Origin of the sequence: Cryptosporangium sp. NPDC051539, assembly GCF_044454545.1 — a bacterium.
In the GTDB taxonomy this organism is placed as follows: Bacteria; Actinomycetota; Actinomycetes; order Mycobacteriales; family Cryptosporangiaceae; genus Cryptosporangium.
Map to the genome: position 1 here is coordinate 222,486 of NZ_JBITDV010000009.1, position 18,448 is coordinate 240,933.

An 18,448-nucleotide genomic window follows, 5' to 3' on the forward strand; every position below is an offset into this window, starting at 1 on the left:
TCGAAACGGAAGGAACGACGTGATACCGATCATCGACGCCGATGCCCATGTCATGGAAACGCCCGACATCTTCACGAGCCGCTTCCCGGCCAAGGACGCGCAGAACGTGCCGCACGTGAAAGTCGACCCGTCGACCGGTCGCGAGATGTGGTACGTCGGGGACACCGCGGTCCACGGCGCCGTCTTCAGCGTCATCAAGGGCGGCAAGGACGACCCGGTGGAGAACCGGGAGAACGCACCGACGGGAAACGACGGTGACGAGTGGGCGCACCTGCCGCGCACCCTGGCCGAGGTCCACCCGTCGTCGTACGACCCCAACGAGCGGGTCAAGGTCATGGACCAGTTCGGCATCCAGGCGGCGACGACCTTCCCCAACCTCACGATCCTGGGCCCGGACATCTTCCGGGAGTCCCCGAGTGCGGACCTCGACTTCGGCCTGAAGGTCGTCTCTGCGTACAACGACTGGATCATGACCTGGCCGCAGCAGCAACCGGGCCGCTTCATCCCGCTGGCGTGCATCCCGTACTGGGACGTCGAGGGCGCGGTCAAGGAGATCGAGCGCTGCGCCGAGATGGGGATGAAGGGGCTCGTCATGTCCGGCCGGCCGGACATCCACGGCTGTCCGATCCTGCCCGATCCGCAGTACGACCGGATGTGGGCCGCGGCGCAGGCCACGGGGCTCTCCGTCAGCTTCCACGCCGGTGCGGGCGGTTTCGAGAACTTCCACAACGAGAACCGGCAGCGGATCACCGGCACTCCGTCGATGCAGATCTACTCGACCGTCTCCATGCTGTTCCAGAACACCATCAGTGCAGTGGACCTCCTCACCTCAGGGATCCTTGCGCGCTACCCGAACCTCAACTTCGGGATCATCGAGACCGGTGCGGGATGGGCGCCCTTCGCCTTGGAGGCGATCGACGTCCACTACAAGCGGTACAAGCCCTGGGAGCAGCACCCGGAGATGAGCCCGGACGTGCTGCCGAGCGATCTGTTCCGGCGTCAGGTGTACATCAACGTCTGGTTCGAGCAGCTCGCCGAGGTCGCGGGCGACCTCCTCGACAACGTGATGTTCGAGACCGACTACCCGCATCCGACGTGTCTGGTCGGCGACGACATCCGGGAGGTGCTCGAGGTGAAGCTCGCGGGCCTCACCCCCGAGCAGACCGAGAACGTCTTGTACAAGAACGCCATGCGCTACTACGGGCTCAAGCTCGCGGACATCGGGCTCGCCGAGTAGGCCGGGTGCTGGAACATCCGTGGACTTGGACTGCCTCGGCTGGCATCCCGACCGGTCGAGATGCCAGCGACGAGTGGGAGGATTAGAGATGGATTTCGATCTCTCCGTCGAGGAGCAGCGCTGGCAGCAGAAGGTCCGGTCCTTCCTCGAGGAGCACTGGGACCGGTCGCACAACGACAGGATCTTCGAGGGGATCCCGCTCGGCGACCAGGTGGGTGGCGATCCGGTCGCGGCGGACTTCACCAGGCGGCTCGGGGAACAGGGCTGGCTCACGGTCACCTGGCCGCGCGAGTACGGCGGCATGGGGCTCACCGCCCGCCAGGAACTGATCTTCATGCAGGAGCTGGACCGCGCGGGTGCGCCGCACCTCGACCTGGACGTCACCGAGATCGCGGCGATCCTCATCCACCACGGCACCGAGGACAACCGGCAGCACTGGTTGCCCAGGATCGCGTCGAGAGAGATCAAGTTCGCCATCGGCTACTCCGAGCCCGATGCCGGCACGGACCTCGCCAGCCTGTCCACCCGCGCGGAACTCGACGGTGACGAGTGGGTGATCAACGGGACCAAGCTCTGGAACACCGAGGCACACCTGGCGACGCACGAGTGGATGTTGGTGCGGACCTCGTCCGAGCGAGCGCGGCACGGCGGGCTGTCGTTGATGATCGTGCCGATGGACGCCGAGGGTGTCTCCTACGGCGAGGTGAGGACCTGGGGCGAGATCCGGACGAACCAGACGTTCTTCGATGACGTGCGGGTGCCGAGGAGCTACCTCGTCGGTGAGGTGAACCAGGGCTGGACGTACCTCACTGCGGCCCTGGACCTGCACCGGATCAAGGTCGGGTTCTCCCAGCACCTCGTGACCTTCGTCGAGGACCTTCGGCGGTACTGCGCGCGCACGGCCGTGGACGGCACGGTCCTGCTCGACCGTCCGGAGGTGCGCCGGCAGCTCGCGCAGTTCATGGTCGAGGTCGACCTGGTGAACCTCCTCAGCTGGGAGATCGCCGAGTCGCTCGACCGGGGGGAGTCGCCGACGGTCTCCGCCACGGCGCAGAAGGTGCTGTCGTCCGAGCTCCGGGCCCGGCTCGCGGACTTCGCGATGAGCACCTACGGCCTGGCCGGGCTCGTCCGACGCGGCGATGCCCGCGCGCCCATGAAGGGCCTCGGGGAGTTCCTGTACCGGCGGACGCCGCGGCTGCGGTTCGCGGGCGGCACGAACGAGGTGATGCGCGACATCGTGGCGCAGCGAGGGCTCGGGCTGCCGCGGTCCGCGCGCCGGGCACCGTCCGCCGGGACGGGCACACCCACTCCCCGGCCGGTCGTCAAGGAGGTGGCCTCCAGTGGATCTCACGCTGGATGACGAACGGAAGGCCTTCGTCGCGGAGTCCCGGCGCATGCTCGAGCGGGTCTGCCCCACCGAGGTCGTGCGGGCCGCGTCGACCCCGCACGGCACGGGCCACTCGGACGAGGTCTGGCGGGCCGTAGCGGGCGCCGGATGGCTGGGCATCCCGTTCGATCCCGAATGGGGCGGGGCCGGAGCGAGTGTGTTCGATCTGGGCCTTGCCTTCCGCGAGGCCGGCCGAGCACTCGTCCCCTCGACCTTGTCCAGCACGGTCGCTGCCGGGCTCTACCTCGACCGGCTCGGCACCGCCGTCCAGAAGCGCCGGTGGCTCCCGTCGCTGTGCGACGGTCTGCTGGTCGCCGCGGTCGCGCTGGCCGAACCCGGTGTCGTCGAGAACCTCGGCCTGACCAGGACCGCCGCGAGACGGGTCACCTCGGGTTGGTCGATCAGCGGCACCAAGGCGTACGTCCCCAACGCGGAACGGGCAGACGTGCTGCTGGTCCTGGCGCGGGTGCCTGCCAACCTGACCGGCTCACGGCTCGCCCTGCTGGCGGTGCCGCGGGGCTCTGCCGGCGTGCACGTCGACCCCTACCTGACGTTCGGGGAGGACGCGCTCCACGAGGTCGTCCTCGACGGCGTCGTGGTCCCGGACGACGCCCTGCTCGGGCCGGGTGACGCCGGCTCCGGGCTCGAGGCCGACGACCGCGGGGTCGACGATTGCGTTCGCGTCCTGCGCACCATGGAGATCCTGGGTGGGATCGAGGCCGTGCTGGACCGGACGGTGGCCTACGCCACCGAGCGGCGGCAGTTCGGTGTCGCGATCGGGTCGTTCCAGGCCGTGCAGCACCACCTGTCGGACATCGCGATGAGGCTCGAGGCCGGGCGCATCGCCGCCTACCGTGCCCTGTGGACGGTCTCGGAGGGGCGTTCCGCGACCCGCGAGATCGTCGCGGCGGAGGACTGGCTGCGCGGCACGTACATCGAGGCCACCCTCGCCGCGCACCAGGTGTGGGGCGGCATGGGATACGCCCTGGAGGGTGGTCTGTACCTCTGGTCGCAGCGGGCGAAAACGCTGGACCTCCAGATCGGTCGGCGGGCCGACCGACTCGAGAGGCTCCTGACCGATGCCGGCTCCTGACGCTCTCCGGGCGAGGTCCCGGCCCCGGGGCGAGCGGATCCCCGCGTTGCCCGATCTCGTGCGCCCACCCGCGGCGGTGCCCGACGGGTCCGACGAGGTGCGGGACCGAGTGCGGGAATTCCTCGCCGGGGAGCAGGCGGCGGGCCGGTGGCGGCCGAGGATCGACGCGTGGCTGACCGGCTGGGACGAACGCTTCAGCTCGGAGCTGGCCGCGCGCGGCTGGGTGGGGATGACCGTCCCGGCCGTGTACGGCGGTCACGGGCTCGGTGCGATGGAGCGCTACGTCGTGACCGAAGAACTCCTCGCCGCGGGTGCACCCGTCGCCGCACACTGGATCGCCGACCGTCAGATCGCGCCGTCTCTGCTCCGATTCGGCACCGAGGGGCAACGGCAGCGTTTCCTGCCCGGCATCGCCGCCGGCGAGGTGTACTTCGGGATCGGGATGTCGGAGCCGCACTCCGGCTCGGACCTGGCGTCGGTCCGTTCCCGGGCGGTCCGGGTCGATGGCGGGTGGGAGCTGACCGGGTCGAAGGTCTGGACCTCCGGCGCACACCGCGCCCACGCGTTCTTCGCGCTGGTGCGGACGTCGTCCAACGCCGACGGGGACCGGCACGCCGGGCTGTCGCAGATGATCGTGACCCTGGACTCGCCGGGGGTGACGATCCGGCCGATCCGGCTGCTGACCGGTGCCCACCACTTCAACGAGGTGGTGTTCGATCGGGTCGTCGTCCCGGACTCGATGGTGCTCGGCGAGATCGGTCGCGGCTGGCACCAGGTCACCTCGGAGCTCGCCTTCGAGCGTTCCGGGCCAGAGCGGTACCTGTCGACCTTCCCGCTGGTCACAGCGCTCCTGCGCGAGGTAGACGACCTCGACGCCGGGCGAAGGGCCGAGCTGGGACGGCTGGCGGCGTCCTTCTGGACCCTGCGCCGGATGTCGCTGGCGGTCGCCGGTGCCCTCGACGCCGGGGAGGCTCCCGACCTCGCCGCGACGGTGGTGAAGGACCTGGGGACCCGCTTCGAGAACGAGGTGATCGACGTGGCGCGCCGCGTGTGGCCCGGGGTCGTGCCGGAGCCGGGAGGGGGGAGCGGGTACGCGGAGCTGCTCGCCGGTGCCGTGCTCCTCTCGCCCGGGTTCACGCTGCGCGGGGGGACGAACGAGATCCTGCGCGGGATCGTGGCACGAGGGCTGGGCCTGCGATGAACGAGATCGGGGAGCTCGCGGAGGCGGTGTTCGGGGACGCGTGGCCCGCCCGAGGCGCCGACGACGCCGGGCCTGACGGCACCGGGTTCGATGGCACCGGGTTCGACGGTGCGCTGTGGACGACGTGCGAGAACACGGGGCTCGCCCGGCTGACCGCGCCGGAGGCGGGGGACGGATCCGGGGCGAGCTTCGCCGACGCGGCGGAGATGCTCGTGGCGGCCGGACGGTTCGCCGCACGGGTACCGCTGGCCGAGACGGACCTCGCCGCGTGGCTGCTCCACACCGCCGGATTCGACGTGCCCGGTGGACCGCTCGCCGTGGTCGTCGGGCGGGAGCTCGAGGTGGTGGAGGGACGAGCGACCGGCACGGTGACGCGGGTGCCGTGGGGCCGTGCGGTCGCGGCCGTCGTGGTGTCCCTGCCGGGGCGGGTGCTGCTCGTCGACACGGCCGCGGACGGGGTTCGTGTCACGCGCGGTGCGAACATCGCCGAGGAGCCCCGGGACGTGCTGGACCTCGCCCGTGCTCCCGTCGCGGTCGGGACGGTGCGGCCGGAGGCCTCGCTCGAGGTCTCGCTGAGGGCGGCGCTGGCGAGGGCGGCCCTGCTGGCGGGGGCGGCATCCGGCGCGCTGGCTCTGGCGGTGCGCTACGCCGGGCAACGCGAGCAGTTCGGCCGGCCGATCGGGTCGTTCCAGGCGATCCAGCAGAGCCTTGCGCTCGCGGCCGGTGAGGTCGCGGCGGCACGGGCCGCCGCGGAGGCCGCGGCCTTCGACGCCGACCGGTTCGGCGTGGCGGACGCCTCCTTCGCGATCGCCGCGGCCAGGACCCGGTGCGCGGAGGCGGCCGGTCCGGTCGCACGGATCGCCCACCAGGTGCACGGCGCGATCGGGGTCACGCGCGAGCACGACCTGCGCCGGATCACGACGCGGCTCTGGGCCTGGCGCGAGGAGGACGAGGTGGACGGCGGCTGGCCGGCGCACCTCGGCTCTCGGGTGACCGATCAGGGGACCGCCGGTCTGTGGCCCCTACTGGCCCGATGAGCGCGCGACCGACGCCGCACGTCGTGGTCGCGAATCCCACCGGTGCGCCGCGGGCCAGTCGCCGACCACATCGATCCAGACGGCAGGAGAAACCATGACCGACGCAGTGATCATCGACGCCGTGCGGACCCCCATCGGGAAGCGCAACGGGACGCTCGCGGACGTGCACGCCGCCGACCTCTCGGCGGCCGTGCTGCGCGCGTTGCAGGAACGTACGGGCATCGATCCATCGCTCGTGGACGACGTTCTGTGGGGCTGTGTCAACCAGGTCGGCGACCAGGCCGCGCAGATCGGCCGGTACGCGGTCCTCGCGGCCGGCTGGCCCGAGTCCGTACCGGGCGTCACGATCAACCGGGCCTGCGGATCGAGCCAGTCGGCGTTCGACCTCGCCGCCGGTATGGTGCTCGCCGGGCAGTACGACGTGGTGGTCGCCGGTGGCGTCGAGACGATGACGCGGGTCCCGCTGGACGCCGGCCGGGACCTCGGCAGCCAGTTCGGACCGCTGACCCGGGCGCGGTACGCGGCCGGCCTGACCTCCGGGGAGTTCCCGGACGGGGACTTCAACCAGGGCCTCGGGGCCGAGCGGATCGCCCGGCATTGGGAACTCGACCGCACCGGGCTCGACGAGTACGCGGCTCGCTCGCACGAGCTCGCCGCCGCCGCGATCGACTCCGGTGCCTTCGACGGGCAGCTAGCGGCGGTGCCGGGCAAGCCGGGGTTCGCCTCCGACGAGGGGCTGCGCCGGGGAACCTCCGCCGAGAAGCTGGCGGCGCTGAAGCCCGCCTTCCGCGCGGACGGAGTGATCCACGCCGGCAACTCGTCGCAGATCTCCGACGGAGCCTCCGCGGTGCTGATCACCTCCGCGCAGCGGGCGCGGGAGCTGGGATTGACCCCGATGGCGCGTTACCACTCCGGCGCCGTCGCCGGGTCGGATCCGCTCATGATGCTCACCGGGCCGATCCCGGCCACGGCGAAAGTGCTGAAGCGGTCCGGGCTCTCCCTGTCGGATCTCGGAGCCTTCGAAGTGAACGAGGCGTTCGCCCCGGTGCCGCTGGCGTGGCAGGCCGAGTTCGGGGTGGCCGAGGAGCTCCTCAACCCGCTCGGCGGCGCGATCGCCGTGGGGCATCCGCTCGGTGCGTCCGGAACGATCCTGATGACCCGCCTGCTCCACCACATGCGGGACCGGGACATCCGGTACGGCCTGCAGACGATGTGCGAGGGCGGCGGGACGGCCAACGCCACGATCGTCGAGCTCCTGTGACGTTCCCGCCGTCACCGCCCGGCCGCCCGATGATCGGCGGCACCCTGGCTCTGCGGGTGGCGGACCGGAGCGTCCCCGCGGCGGGTGTGGTGGCGCTGGACCTGGTCCTCGCCGACGGACGGCCGCTTCCCGAGTGGTCGCCGGGCGCCCACATCGACCTGCACCTGCCCAACGGCCTGGTGCGCCAGTACTCCCTGTGCGGGCCGGCCGGGGACCGGTCGCGGTGGCAGATCGCCGTGCTCCGCGAGCCCTCGGGCCGTGGGGGTTCGGCGTGCGTGCACGACGACCTGGCGGTGGGCGACGTCGTCCCGGGCGGTGGACCGCGTAACCACTTCGCCTACACCCCGTCGGCCCGCACGCTGTTCGTGGCGGGCGGCATCGGGATCACGCCGCTGCTGCCGATGATCGAGGCGGCGGAGGCCGCCGGGAGCGACTGGAGGCTGGTCTACGGCGGACGGTCCCTCGCCGCCATGGCCTTCCGCGAGCAGCTGCGGGCCCACGGCGACCGGGTGCGGCTGCTCCCGCAGGACGAGCAGGGCCTGATTCCCGTCCGCGAGATGCTGCGGGCCGAGCCCCGCGGGACCGAGGTGTACTGCTGCGGCCCGGAGGGCCTCCTGGCCGCCGTCGAGCACCACCACGAGGGCCGCGATCCCGCACGACTGCACGTCGAGAGGTTCACGCCCGCCGAGCGAGACCCGGATGCGGTCGACCTGGCGTTCACGGTCGTCCTGGCGCGGTCAGGGCGGAGCCTCCCGGTGGCCGCCGACCGTTCGATCCTGCAGACGCTGGAGGACGCGGGCGTCGAGGTCGAGTCGAGCTGCGAGGAGGGCTCGTGCGGGACCTGCGAGACCGCGGTTCGCGGCGGCCGGCCGGATCACCGGGACTCCGTGCTGACGCCGGCCGAACGCGAGGCGGGGGACACGATGATGGTCTGCGTGTCCCGCAGCCTGACGGCCGAGCTCGTCCTGGATCTGTGAGCGGACCATCCGCCGTCATCACGGGCCTAGCCCCGAACCGGAGAACCGAGAGGACCCCTGACATGAGCACACTCGACGGCAAGGTCGCCATCGTCACCGGATCGGGACGGGGCATCGGTGCCGAGATCGCCCGCAAGCTGGCCGGCGAGGGGGCCGCCGTGGTCGTCAACGACCTCGACGAGGGTCCGGCCAAGGAGACCGTCGCCGCGATCGAGGCGGCCGGCGGCCGGGCGGTGGCCTGCGCGGGCAGCGTCACCGACAGCGGTTTCGCCGAGCGGTTCGTGCGGACGGCGGTGGAATCGTTCGGCGGCCTCGACCTCGTCGTCAACAACGCCGGCTACACCTGGGACTCGGTGATCCAGAAGATGACCGACGAGCAGTGGGACGCGATCCTCGACGTGCACCTGAAGGCGCCCTTCCGGATCCTCCGGGCCGCCCAGCCGGTCATCGCCGAGCTGGTGAAGCGGGCGAGGGCGGCGGGCGAGCCGGTCCCGTGCCGCAAGGTCGTCAACATCTCGTCGATCGCCGGGACGGGCGGCAACGCCGGGCAGGTCAACTACTCCGCGGCGAAGGCAGGCGTCACCGGGTTGACCAAGGCCCTCGCCAAGGAATGGGGCCGGTACAACGTGACGGTCAACAGCGTGGCGTTCGGCTTGATCCGGACCCGGCTCACCGAGGCTCCGGCCGGTGGCGGAAGCACGATCGAGGTGCAGGGCAACGAGATCAAGGTGGGGGTCAATCCCGAGCTCCTCACCACGATGGAGCAGATGATCCCGCTCGGGCGGGCCGGGACGCCGGCCGAAGCGGCCGGGGCCGTGTACCTGCTGTGCATCCCCGAGTCGGACTACATCAGCGCGCAGACGGTCGTCTGCGGTGGCGGGTTCACGGTCTGAGGCCGCTCGCCCCCCTCCGACCCGCCATCCCGGGAGAACGCATGAGCTCCGAGGTCCGACCGACGATCCAGGACGGCGTCGCGACGCTGACCCTTGCCAACCCGGGCCGCCGGAACGCGATGGATCTCGATCTCGCCGCGAAGGTGGTAGCCGTCCTCGATGAGGTCGTGGCCGACGAAAACGTCCGTGCCGTCGTCCTGACGGGCGAGCCGCCGTCGTTCTGCGCCGGCGGTGATCTCACCGAGCTCCAGGACGCCGATCACGAGCGGTTACGGTCGATCTACTCCGGCTTCCTGGCGGTAGCACGATGCCCGCTACCCACGATCGCGGCTGTCAACGGCGCCGCCGTGGGCGCGGGCCTCAACCTCGCGCTGGCCTGCGACGTGCTGCTCGCCGGTCCGACGGCCCGGTTCGACGTCCGGTTCCTGCAGCTGGGACTGCATCCCGGCGGAGGCTTCACCTGGATGATCGAGCGTGCTCTCGGTGGCCAGGGTGCGCGGGCGATGACCCTCTTCGGCGACGTGCTCGACGCCACCGAGGCGGAGCGGACGGGCCTCGTCTGGCGGCGGTACGACAGCGACGACGCCCTGCTGACGGCGGCGCGGGAACTCGCGGAGCGTGCGGCGTCCGTCCCGCGATCCCTCCTGGAGACGACGAAGGCCACAATGCGCCTCACGGCGGGGCCGCTCTCGCACGACCAGGCGACCGAGATCGAGGTCCGCGCCCAGGCGGTGTCCGCTCGGACCTCCCACTTCCAGGAACGGCTGGCGTCGCTCCGCCGTCGGCTCTCCGAGCGCCCGGCTGTCGAGGCGGGACGGCACGCCGGAGAGCCGCCGCAGCCGCACCGCTCGGCCGGCGCTCGGCCGGGGAGCTGATCGCGACGGACGGACCACCGGCGGCGGCGTTCCCCTCGGGCGTTCAAGCGAACGACGTTCCGTTCGCTTGAACGCCCAGGGGCGGTGACGACCTACGACGGGGCGTCGGCCAGCTCGCGGTCCGGCGCCTCGTCGTCGGCGGCGGTCCTCACGTCGAGCTGCGCTCCGTCGACGTCGACGTCGGGCAGCAGCCGGTCGAGCCAGCGGGGAAGCCACCAGGCCGCCCGGCCGAGCAGCGAGAGCACGGCCGGCACGATCGTCATCCGGATCAGGAACGCGTCCACCGCGACGCCGAACGCGAGCGCGAAGCCGAGCGACTTGATGATCGGTTCGTCGCCGAGGATGAATCCCGCGAAGACGCTGATCATGATGATCGCGGCCGCGGTGACGACGCGGGCGCCGTGCCCGACACCGGCGACGACGGCGTCGTTCGGGCTAGCGCCGTGCACGTATTCCTCGCGGGCGCGGGTGACCAGGAAGACCTCGTAGTCCATGGCCAGGCCGAACAGGATGCCGATCAGGAAGATCGGGATCATGCTGACGATCGGCCCGGTGGTGTCGAGGCCGATCAGGTCGGCGAACCAGCCCCACTGGAACACGGCCACCGTGGCCCCGAAAGTGGCACCCAGCGAGAGCAGGAACCCGAGGGCGGCCTTGATCGGCACGGCGATGCTGCGGAAGACCAGCAGGAGGAGGAGCAGCGCGAGCCCGATGACCACCGCCAGGTACGGCACGAGCGCGTCGGCGAGTGTCGTCGAGACGTCGATCCCGACCGCGGTGGTGCCGGTCACGGCGAGCATCGCTCCGGTGTCGGCGGAGAACGCTGCTTCCTGGCCCCGGATCGCCGTGACGAGATCCTTCGTCGCTTCGTCGGCGGGTCCGCTGCGCGGAACCACGGTCAGCAGCGCGGTGTCGTCGGCGTCGTTGGCCGCCGGCGCCGACACCTGGACCACGTCGTCCAGCGTGGCGAGCCTCGTTCGGGCCTGAGCGGCGGCGTCGGTGGCGGCACCGGCGCCGGCCTCGACGACGATGACCAGCGGTCCGTTGAAGCCCGCGCCGAAACCGTCTGCGAGCTGGTCGTACGCCTTGCGCTGGGTGCTCGCCGGCGAAGCGGACGCGTCGCTGGGGAGGGCGAGCCGGAGGTCCAGAGCGGGGATAGCGGCGAGGAGCACCAGCCCGACCGCCGCCACCAGGACGGGGATCCGGCGCCGCGTGACGAATCGGGCCCAGCGCCGGCCGGCCGCCGGACGTGCGTGATGCGGATGGATCGGTGTCGTCCGTCGCTTGCGGGGCAAGATGCGGGCGCCGACGAACCCGAGCAGCGCGGGCAGCAGCGTGAGGCTGATCAGGACCGCGACCGCGACCGTGCCGGCTGCGGCCAGACCCATGCTGGTGAGGAACGGAATCCCGACGACCGAGAGAGCGGCCAGCGCGATGATCACCGTGAGACCGGCGAACACCACCGCCGACCCGGCCGTGCCGACGGCCCGGCCGGCCGCTTCCTCGCCGTCGCGGCCTTTCGCCAGCTCGCCGCGGTAACGGGACACGATGAACAGCGCGTAGTCGATCCCGACCGCGAGCCCCAGCATGAGCGCGAGCACCGACGTGTTGGACGTGAGATCGGCGAACCCGGTGGCCACCTGGATCCCGAGAATGCCCATGCCGACGCCGAGCGCCGCGGTGAGCAGCGACAGTCCGGCGGCGACGAGCGAGCCGAACGTGATCATCAGCACGACGGCGGCGACGACCACGCCGATGACCTCGGTGAGCGGCTCGTCACCCTCGCCGAGGGCGTCGCCGGAGAATTCGACCGTGATCCCGCCGGTCTGCGCGGTGCGTCCGGCGTCGAGCAGCTTGTCCGGCGTATCGGCGGGGAGGTCGTCGGATCGGAGGTCGTAGCGGACGGTCGCGAACGCGGTCCGCTTGTCCGACGACACGGTGCCCGCCCCGAACGGGTCGGTGACGCCGTCGACGTGCGGGAGTTCGCGCAACGCGACCACCGCTCGCTCGATCGCCTCCCGCTGCCCGGCTCCGGTGAGGCGGGCGTCCCGGCCGACCGTGAAGACCACGTTCGCGGACGCGTTGTCGCCGCTGCCGCCCATCTTGTCCGTGATGACGTCGAGGGCCCGCGACGACTCGGCGCCCGGGATCGAGAGCCCCTCGACGCTCGGTCCGGACAGCGTGACCGCCCCGAGCCCGAACAGCGCCAGCAGCAGGAGCCAGACGGCGGTCATCCGCCGGCGGCGTCGATAGGAGAACCGGCCGAGCCGGTACAGAAGCGTAGCCATGTGGAGTCAGTCCCTCGTGTTCGTCGAACAGTTGCTTGCGGTCTCCACCTTGGCGTCGGAGGGGCTCGCCGTCGTCTGTCCGACGCAGGCAACGGCCTACTGCGACGGCGGTAGTGCGGGGAAGCGCCGCTACCACGCTTCGACGACGCCACGCCGTCGCGGCTGCCCTACCGTCAGAGGCGATGAGACGATCTGAGATCGGGTGGCGTCGGACCTCGCTGCTCGACACGACACTCGGCCTCGCGCTGACCGCCCTGGTACTGCAGATCGAGAGCGGTCAACCCCCCGCCCGGCGAATCGGATTCGCGTGCGCCGCCGTGGCCCTCGTGGCCCTGCGGCGCCGGTACCCGGTGCCGGTTCTTTTCGTGAACACCGTGCTCGTCATGGTGACGCTCGTCCTGCGAACGCCGTCGAACGCGATGCTTCTGGTGCTCGGCGTCACGATCTACGCGGTCGCGACCCACGCCGACCGGCGTCCGTGGCTCCACGTGGCCGCGGCCTTGACGGTGCTGGTCGGTGCCGGGCTGCTGTTCGATTTCCACTACTGGTGGCGGATCGACTCGTTGCGGCTGCTCGCCTGGGTGTTCGGCAGCGCCGCACTGGGCGACGCGGTCCACTCCCGCCGGGCCTATCTCGCCGAGGCCACCGAGCGGATCCGGCAGGCCGAGCTGAGCCGGGAGGAGGAGGCGCGCCGCCGGGTGATCGACGAGCGGGTGCGCATCGCCCGCGAGTTGCACGACGTCGTGGCGCACCACATCGCGGTGATCTCGGTCCAGGCCGGCGCGGCGACCCATGTGCTCCGGCAGAACGCCGAGAACGTCTGGCCGGTCCTCGTCCACATCCGGGAGGCCGCCGACACCGTGCTCACCGAGATCCAGTCGGTCGTCGGAGTCCTCCGCGACCCGAACGAGGTAGCGAGCACCGAACCGACGCCGGGCCTCGACCGCCTGGCCGACCTGCTGCACGGCCTGCGCGCGATGGGCTTCCGGGTCGACGTCGACGAGCGCGGCACGCCGCGTCCGCTGCCGGCGATGACCGACATGGCCGCCTACCGGATCATCCAGGAGGCCCTGACCAACGCGCACCGCTACGGCGACGGCGGCGCCCGCCTGGAGTTGACGTACACCCCGGACTTGGTGGCGCTGGAGGTGACCAACCGCCTCGGGCACCCGGTCCGCCACCCGGTCCGCGGATCGGGGTACGGATTGGTCGGTATGCGGGAGCGAGCCGCGGCGGCCCAGGGCACGCTCGTCACCGGTCCGACCGACGACGGCAGTTTTCGCGTCCTCGCGGTCCTGCCCGCCGACGAGCAGAGCCATCCGATCACCGCCGACGTCCCGGTCGCGGATCTGGAGGGACGGTCGTGACGATCCGCGTGCTGCTCGCCGACGACCAGGCGCTGATCCGTGCCGGCTTCCGGATGATCGTCGACGCCGAGCCGGAGCTCGAGGTCGCCGGTGAGGCCGCCGACGGCCGGGAGGCCGTCGACCTCACCCGCACGACGATGGCCGACGTCGTGCTCATGGACATCCGGATGCCGCATCTGGACGGCATCGAAGCGACCCGCCGGATCTGCGCCGACGACCGGCTGGCCGGGGTGCGCGTCCTCGTGCTCACCACGTTCGAGAACGACGAGAACGTGCTGCGCGCGCTGGAGGCCGGCGCCAGCGGCTTCCTCGGCAAGAACGTCGCGCCCGCCGACCTGGTCGCCGCGATCCGCGTGGTCGCCGAGGGCGAGGCGTTGCTCTCACCCCGCGCGACCCGGGGCCTGGTGGCCCGGTTCGCCGGTGGGCGTCGTACCGCGCGGACCTACCCCGGCCTCGATCGGCTCACCGACCGCGAGCGTCAGATCCTCGTCCTGGTCGCCCACGGGCTCTCCAACGACGACATCGCGGGCCGCCTCCACGTCTCGCCGCTGACCGCGAAGACGCACGTCAACCGGGCGATGACCAAGCTCGACGTCCGCGATCGCGCTCAGCTCGTCGTGGTCGCCTACCAGAGCGGTCTCGTCCAGCCCGGCGACGACCCGCCGGAGTCCTGACCGGCGCCGTCGATCCGACCGTGCGCTACCTGGAACGACGGGTGATGGCATCACCCGAGCCTGTTTCCGCAATCGGCGGGAGGTGAGGATCGGACTGCGTGCATTGCTTCTCGAACGGACGTGGGAAGGACCCCGATGGCCAAGCTCGACGACGTTGCGCAGCGCTACGGCACGGCGGTAGCCGGGGAGCTCACGCTGCTGCCCGATCCCGAGCCCCGCGAAATCTGGTGCCCGGTGATTTCGGTCGACGACCACGTCCTGGAGCCGCCCACGCTCTTCGACCGGCTGCCGGCCAAGTACCGGGACCGGGCGCCGCGGTTCGTCGACGCCGACGGGCTGCCCGCGTGGGACTTCGGTGGGAAGCTGCACTACCTCGGGGGCACCGACGGCGCGGTCGGCCGGCCACAACACGAGGCCCACCAGGTCGCCATGCGCTACGACCAGTACCGCCCCGGCGTCTGGGACGTCGACGCGCGCATCCGCGACATGGATCTCAACGGGATGTGGGCGTCGCTGAACTTCGGCTCGGTCACCTGGGGATTCGCCGGGAAGTCGCTATCGCGGCTGCCCGATCCCGACGTGGCGCTGGCCTGCGTCCGGGCCTACAACGACTGGGTGGTCGAGGAGTGGTGTGCCGCCTACCCCGACCGTCTGATCCCGTGCCAGATGCCGTTCCTCGCCGACCCGGTGCTGGCGGCCGAGGAGGTTCGCCGCAACGCGGCCCGGGGAGTCCACGCGGTCAGCTTCTCGGAGAACCCCGAGGGTCTCGGTTTCCCCAGCGTGCACAGTATGCACTGGGATCCGTTCCTGGCCGCGTGCGAGGAGACCGAGACGGTGGTCAACCTGCACGTCGGCTCCTCGGGGACGATCACGCAGCCGGCCGAGGATTCACCGATTCCGGTGCTCGTGGCGCTGTTCCCGATGAGCGGGTTCGCGGCCGTGGTCGACTGGGTCTTCTCCAAGGTGCCGATCCGGTTCCCCGGCCTCAAGATCGCGATGTCCGAGGGCGGGGTGTCGTGGGTGCCGACGGTGCTCGAACGCCTCCAGCGGAGCTACGACCGGCGCGGCGAGAACGACGTGTGGTCGTCGACCGATCCGCACCCGATCGACCTGGTGCGCCGGAACTTCTGGTTCACCTCGATCGAGGACCCGTCCGCGTTCCGGCTGCTCGACCTCATCGGTGCAGATCGCGTGATGGTCGAGTGCGACTACCCGCACGCGGACAGTTCCTGGCCCCACAGCCAGGACCTGTTCCGCCGGGATCTGGGGCATCTACCGGCGTCGACCGTCACCAAGCTCTGCTTCGAGAACGCCGCGGCGCTGTACCAGTGCCCGCTCCCGCCCGACGACCTGATCGAGCGGTCGACCCTGATCACGAGCCGGAAAGGATAAGTCCATGTCAGACGCTTTTCCCCAGGGCCAGGTCGAGGACCTCGTCATGCCGATCGCGGAGAACACCCGCTACGTGGAGGCCGGTCGCCTGACCTTCGGGGTGGAGTTCCGCGAGCTCAACGCCCGGATCATCGAGGAGAACTACGGGCACGACCCGGAGATGATGAAGTTCTTCGCGACGAAGATGGACGTCGACGACGTCGGGATCACCTTGCACGTCTACTCCACCGAGGACATGCGGGAGCGGCTGCGGTTCGACGCTTTCGGCGATCGTCCGCACCTGCACTACCACTACATCCGGCCGGACGGCTCCCACGAGAAGGTCGACTACGACTGGGACGCCTGCGGTGACCTGATCCCGTGGGCGCTGCGCACCCTGGAACAGCGCCTCCCCGACATGCTGCGCCGGGCCGGGGCGACCGCCCTCGCCGAGGACGCCGACGTCGCCTCCGTGCGCGCGGCGGCGCCGACGATCACCGAGACGGCTCGGGCGCTGTTCGAGGAACGGCGTCATCCGTGACCACGACCCGCTTCGGGTAGACGTCGGTCGAGCGCACGATCAGCGAGCCGGCCAACCCCACCACGGCGAGGGCGGCGACGTACCAGGGGACGAGCGTCCGATGGCCCGCCGCGGTCAGCGCTTGGACCACCAGCGGCAAGGTCCCGCCGACCAGGACGACGGCCGCGGTGCCGGCCAGCCCGACTCCGAGCACCCGGATCGGAGCCGGCATCGGACGGGTCACGAGCGTGCCGATCGGACTGAACCCGATCGCCACGAACGCGACGTAGAGCACCATGCCCGGAAGGAACGGGAGCTCTCGTGACGCCAGCGCGACCGTGATCGGCACCGTCGCGACCGCTACGCAGACCATCCCGGCCCGGGCCATCGGCAGGCCGCCTACCCGATCGGCGAGCCATCCGGCAGCAACCGTCAGAACGATGAAGACCACCGTGATGACGGGCATCTGGCCGGCCGAGTCCTCTTCGGCGACCGCACCGATGCTGTCGAGATACACCGGCATCGAGAGGGAGAAGTAGTAGTTCGCGGAAATCACGCCCACGGTCAGGAGGAACACCGCCAGCAGCGGCCGGAGATGGGCACGCAGCAGCGTCCGCCGCCCGGTCGGGTGCGCCGGACGCTCGAGTTCGAGCGCGTTGCTCTCCTGCGCTCCGGTCCGGATCCAGAACGCGACCAGACCGAGGAGCCCGGCGGCGAGGAAGCCGATCCGCCAGCCGTCCGCGGCGATGCCGTCCGGGCTGACCGCCAGCAGGATCGCCAGCCGATCCGGTCGGCTGAGGGGACCGCGGCGAGCAGTAGCGAACTGATCGAGATCGTGGAAACGCTCAGCAGAAGGGCGGCTTTCCGGCCGCGCGTATCGGCGATCCGTCCGTCGAATCCCTCGACGACGGTTCCGACGGTCGCCGCGGACAATTCGCGGCGGGGAACCGATGAGCTGGGAGGAGTGGACATGGAAATAAGTGAACAACGAATTTCCGGTCCCAGCGTGGTGGTGCTTCTGCTATCGGGCGTGCGAATCCCTACAGCGACAACCCGTGGGGTGAGCCGATATCGCTCACCCCACGGGTTGTCTCTCTCAGGCTGCCGCGCGGGGAGCCGGTCCGAGGCCGAGGGCGCCCAGCCAGTTGAACCAGATGTCGTGCTGCAGGTGCACGTTGTCCTTCTGGCAGTGCTCGATCCCGCCGAGACGTCCCGACTTCTCGACGAAGACCATCTTCTTGTTCTCCGTGCCCGCCTCCTCGTAGATGCGCAGGAACTGGGAGAGCGGTGTCGGCTGCACCAGCAACTCCTCGTCACCCTGGATCAGCAGCAGCGGGCACGACATGTGCGGCAGCGCCCCCTCCAGCGAGAACCCGAACTGCGGGTCGTTCACGAGTTCGTCGAGGTCCTTCGCGCCGACGGTCTCGTGCGCGTACTCGCGGAACTCGGGTGACATCCACTTGACCAGGTTGGCCCAATCGAGCCGGTAGGCCGGCGAGGACGCGATGGCCGCCGCCGTGCGCTTCTCGAAGGACGCCGCGCGCAGCACGTCGAACGACCCGAAACTGGTGCCGACGAGAACGTACGGAGTCTGCACCCAGTCGTTCCGGCTCTCCAGGAAATCGATCGCCGGCCCCACGTAGTGCTCAGTGTCGGGGCGGCGCGGAACGCGCTTCTCGAGCAGCGTCAGACCGACTCCGGGTCCCTCGAAGACGAAATAGTTGTAGCCCGCCTCCACGAACGTGCTACCGGCCGTGAACCAGTTCTCGCTGGAAATCTCGTCGCCGCCGTTGAGCTGGATCACGGTCGCCACCGCATTGGGCACCCGCCAGAGATACCCGGGCAGTTCTTTGCCCTCATAGGGGATGAACACTTTTTCCGGTGCGACCGGGAGATACCGGGCCGCCGCCTCGAACACCTCGTCGATCTTGCGGAGAATCCGGAGGCGATCCGGATTCTTCGGCACCAGGAAAAATTGTGCGGCGCGATAGTAGTTGGTCGCGCGCTGGTAGAAATTGCGCGCACTGATCCAGTTTCCCTGGGCCTCCGCGCGTCGCCCGCGCTCTTCGACGAGTTCGGCCGTCTGCAACCACGCCCGGTCCCAGCTCTGATTGTCGTCGAGGGAGATCCGGTCGCAGGTCTCGAGCACCTCGGTGACGTCCGAGCCGCCGAAGTCGGCCAGACCGAGTAACCGCGTGACCTGGAACGACCACACGTACCGCTCCGGCCACCTGCTGAATGCCACACTCATGTTTCGTTTCCTTCCG

General features: G+C 70.6%; 16 protein-coding genes. 13 read left to right on the forward strand and 3 right to left on the reverse strand.

What is annotated here, in order from left to right:
- Positions 1-19 precede the first annotated feature (19 nt).
- From ACIBZJ_RS27595 to ACIBZJ_RS27635, 9 genes are all read left to right on the forward strand, one after another.
- Positions 20-1,237 carry an amidohydrolase family protein gene (locus tag ACIBZJ_RS27595; RefSeq protein WP_395934522.1) on the forward strand — a complete coding sequence of 406 codons (1,218 nt, stop codon included), beginning with the start codon at positions 20-22 and terminating at the stop codon, positions 1,235-1,237.
- A gap of 88 nt (positions 1,238-1,325) precedes the next feature.
- Positions 1,326-2,597 (forward strand): acyl-CoA dehydrogenase family protein, encoded by a 1,272-nt coding sequence (locus tag ACIBZJ_RS27600; protein WP_395934524.1) that lies wholly within the window; start codon positions 1,326-1,328, stop codon positions 2,595-2,597.
- On the forward strand, positions 2,578-3,717 hold the full coding sequence (locus ACIBZJ_RS27605) for an acyl-CoA dehydrogenase family protein (protein WP_395934526.1): 1,140 nt from the start codon (positions 2,578-2,580) through the stop codon (positions 3,715-3,717). Before ACIBZJ_RS27600 ends, ACIBZJ_RS27605 begins: the two co-directional genes overlap by 20 nt.
- Positions 3,704-4,918, forward strand: a complete 1,215-nt coding sequence (locus ACIBZJ_RS27610; RefSeq protein ID WP_395934528.1) for an acyl-CoA dehydrogenase family protein — start codon at positions 3,704-3,706, stop codon at positions 4,916-4,918. The genes ACIBZJ_RS27605 and ACIBZJ_RS27610 overlap by 14 nt, the downstream gene beginning before the upstream one ends.
- Positions 4,915-5,955 (forward strand): acyl-CoA dehydrogenase family protein, encoded by a 1,041-nt coding sequence (locus ACIBZJ_RS27615; RefSeq protein WP_395934530.1) that lies wholly within the window; start codon positions 4,915-4,917, stop codon positions 5,953-5,955. Before ACIBZJ_RS27610 ends, ACIBZJ_RS27615 begins: the two co-directional genes overlap by 4 nt.
- Positions 5,956-6,049: 94 nt before the next feature.
- Complete coding sequence (locus ACIBZJ_RS27620; RefSeq protein WP_395934532.1) at positions 6,050-7,216, forward strand: thiolase family protein; 1,167 nt, start codon at positions 6,050-6,052, stop codon at positions 7,214-7,216.
- Positions 7,217-7,245: 29 nt separating this feature from the next.
- Positions 7,246-8,193, forward strand: coding sequence for a PDR/VanB family oxidoreductase (locus tag ACIBZJ_RS27625; RefSeq protein WP_395934861.1), 948 nt, complete (start codon positions 7,246-7,248; stop codon positions 8,191-8,193).
- A gap of 62 nt (positions 8,194-8,255) precedes the next feature.
- The gene (locus tag ACIBZJ_RS27630) at positions 8,256-9,086 is read left to right on the forward strand and encodes an SDR family NAD(P)-dependent oxidoreductase (protein WP_395934534.1); all 831 of its coding nucleotides are present in this window, start codon (positions 8,256-8,258) and stop codon (positions 9,084-9,086) included.
- 41 nt (positions 9,087-9,127) lie between these two features.
- A complete protein-coding gene (locus ACIBZJ_RS27635) occupies positions 9,128-9,961 on the forward strand; it encodes an enoyl-CoA hydratase (RefSeq protein ID WP_395934536.1) in 834 nt (277 codons plus the stop codon).
- Between the two features lie 92 nt (positions 9,962-10,053).
- Here the strand turns inward: ACIBZJ_RS27635 and ACIBZJ_RS27640 are convergent, their stop codons facing one another.
- On the reverse strand, positions 10,054-12,249 hold the full coding sequence (locus tag ACIBZJ_RS27640; RefSeq protein WP_395934538.1) for an MMPL family transporter: 2,196 nt from the start codon (positions 12,247-12,249) through the stop codon (positions 10,054-10,056).
- A 182-nt stretch (positions 12,250-12,431) separates the two neighbouring features.
- On the opposite strand from ACIBZJ_RS27640, the gene ACIBZJ_RS27645 reads away from it, so the two are divergent.
- The 4 genes from ACIBZJ_RS27645 to ACIBZJ_RS27660 all read left to right on the forward strand — a co-directional run bounded on the left by ACIBZJ_RS27645 (position 12,432) and on the right by ACIBZJ_RS27660 (position 16,202).
- On the forward strand, positions 12,432-13,616 hold the full coding sequence (locus ACIBZJ_RS27645) for a sensor histidine kinase (protein WP_395934540.1): 1,185 nt from the start codon (positions 12,432-12,434) through the stop codon (positions 13,614-13,616).
- A complete protein-coding gene (locus ACIBZJ_RS27650; protein ID WP_395934542.1) occupies positions 13,613-14,290 on the forward strand; it encodes a response regulator in 678 nt (225 codons plus the stop codon). Before ACIBZJ_RS27645 ends, ACIBZJ_RS27650 begins: the two co-directional genes overlap by 4 nt.
- 135 nt (positions 14,291-14,425) lie before the next feature.
- Entirely contained in the window at positions 14,426-15,682 is a 1,257-nt protein-coding gene (locus tag ACIBZJ_RS27655; protein ID WP_395934544.1) for an amidohydrolase family protein, read from the forward strand.
- A gap of 4 nt (positions 15,683-15,686) precedes the next feature.
- A complete protein-coding gene (locus tag ACIBZJ_RS27660; protein WP_395934546.1) occupies positions 15,687-16,202 on the forward strand; it encodes a hypothetical protein in 516 nt (171 codons plus the stop codon).
- Here the strand turns inward: ACIBZJ_RS27660 and ACIBZJ_RS27665 are convergent.
- Together ACIBZJ_RS27665 and ACIBZJ_RS27670 are read right to left on the reverse strand one after the other, a co-directional pair.
- Entirely contained in the window at positions 16,156-17,169 is a 1,014-nt protein-coding gene (locus ACIBZJ_RS27665) for an MFS transporter (protein WP_395934548.1), read from the reverse strand. The two genes, ACIBZJ_RS27660 and ACIBZJ_RS27665, sit on opposite strands and share 47 nt — an antisense overlap.
- Before the next feature lie 108 nt (positions 17,170-17,277).
- Entirely contained in the window at positions 17,278-18,432 is a 1,155-nt protein-coding gene (locus ACIBZJ_RS27670; RefSeq protein WP_395934550.1) for an alpha/beta hydrolase family protein, read from the reverse strand.
- Between the last annotated feature and the right edge of the window lie 16 nt (positions 18,433-18,448).

What these genes read in the sequence shown, in the direction of transcription:
- ACIBZJ_RS27645 (WP_395934540.1), top strand. Translation starts at nt 12,432, where the DNA reads ATGAGACGATCTGAGATCGGGTGGCGTCGGACCTCGCTGCTCGACACG.
- ACIBZJ_RS27640 (WP_395934538.1), bottom strand. Translation starts at nt 12,249, where the DNA reads ATGGCTACGCTTCTGTACCGGCTCGGCCGGTTCTCCTATCGACGCCGC.
- ACIBZJ_RS27655 (WP_395934544.1), top strand. Translation starts at nt 14,426, where the DNA reads ATGGCCAAGCTCGACGACGTTGCGCAGCGCTACGGCACGGCGGTAGCC.
- ACIBZJ_RS27625 (WP_395934861.1), top strand. Translation starts at nt 7,246, where the DNA reads ATGATCGGCGGCACCCTGGCTCTGCGGGTGGCGGACCGGAGCGTCCCC.
- ACIBZJ_RS27615 (WP_395934530.1), top strand. Translation starts at nt 4,915, where the DNA reads ATGAACGAGATCGGGGAGCTCGCGGAGGCGGTGTTCGGGGACGCGTGG.
- ACIBZJ_RS27610 (WP_395934528.1), top strand. Translation starts at nt 3,704, where the DNA reads ATGCCGGCTCCTGACGCTCTCCGGGCGAGGTCCCGGCCCCGGGGCGAG.
- ACIBZJ_RS27620 (WP_395934532.1), top strand. Translation starts at nt 6,050, where the DNA reads ATGACCGACGCAGTGATCATCGACGCCGTGCGGACCCCCATCGGGAAG.
- ACIBZJ_RS27635 (WP_395934536.1), top strand. Translation starts at nt 9,128, where the DNA reads ATGAGCTCCGAGGTCCGACCGACGATCCAGGACGGCGTCGCGACGCTG.
- ACIBZJ_RS27600 (WP_395934524.1), top strand. Translation starts at nt 1,326, where the DNA reads ATGGATTTCGATCTCTCCGTCGAGGAGCAGCGCTGGCAGCAGAAGGTC.
- ACIBZJ_RS27670 (WP_395934550.1), bottom strand. Translation starts at nt 18,432, where the DNA reads ATGAGTGTGGCATTCAGCAGGTGGCCGGAGCGGTACGTGTGGTCGTTC.
- ACIBZJ_RS27660 (WP_395934546.1), top strand. Translation starts at nt 15,687, where the DNA reads ATGTCAGACGCTTTTCCCCAGGGCCAGGTCGAGGACCTCGTCATGCCG.
- ACIBZJ_RS27630 (WP_395934534.1), top strand. Translation starts at nt 8,256, where the DNA reads ATGAGCACACTCGACGGCAAGGTCGCCATCGTCACCGGATCGGGACGG.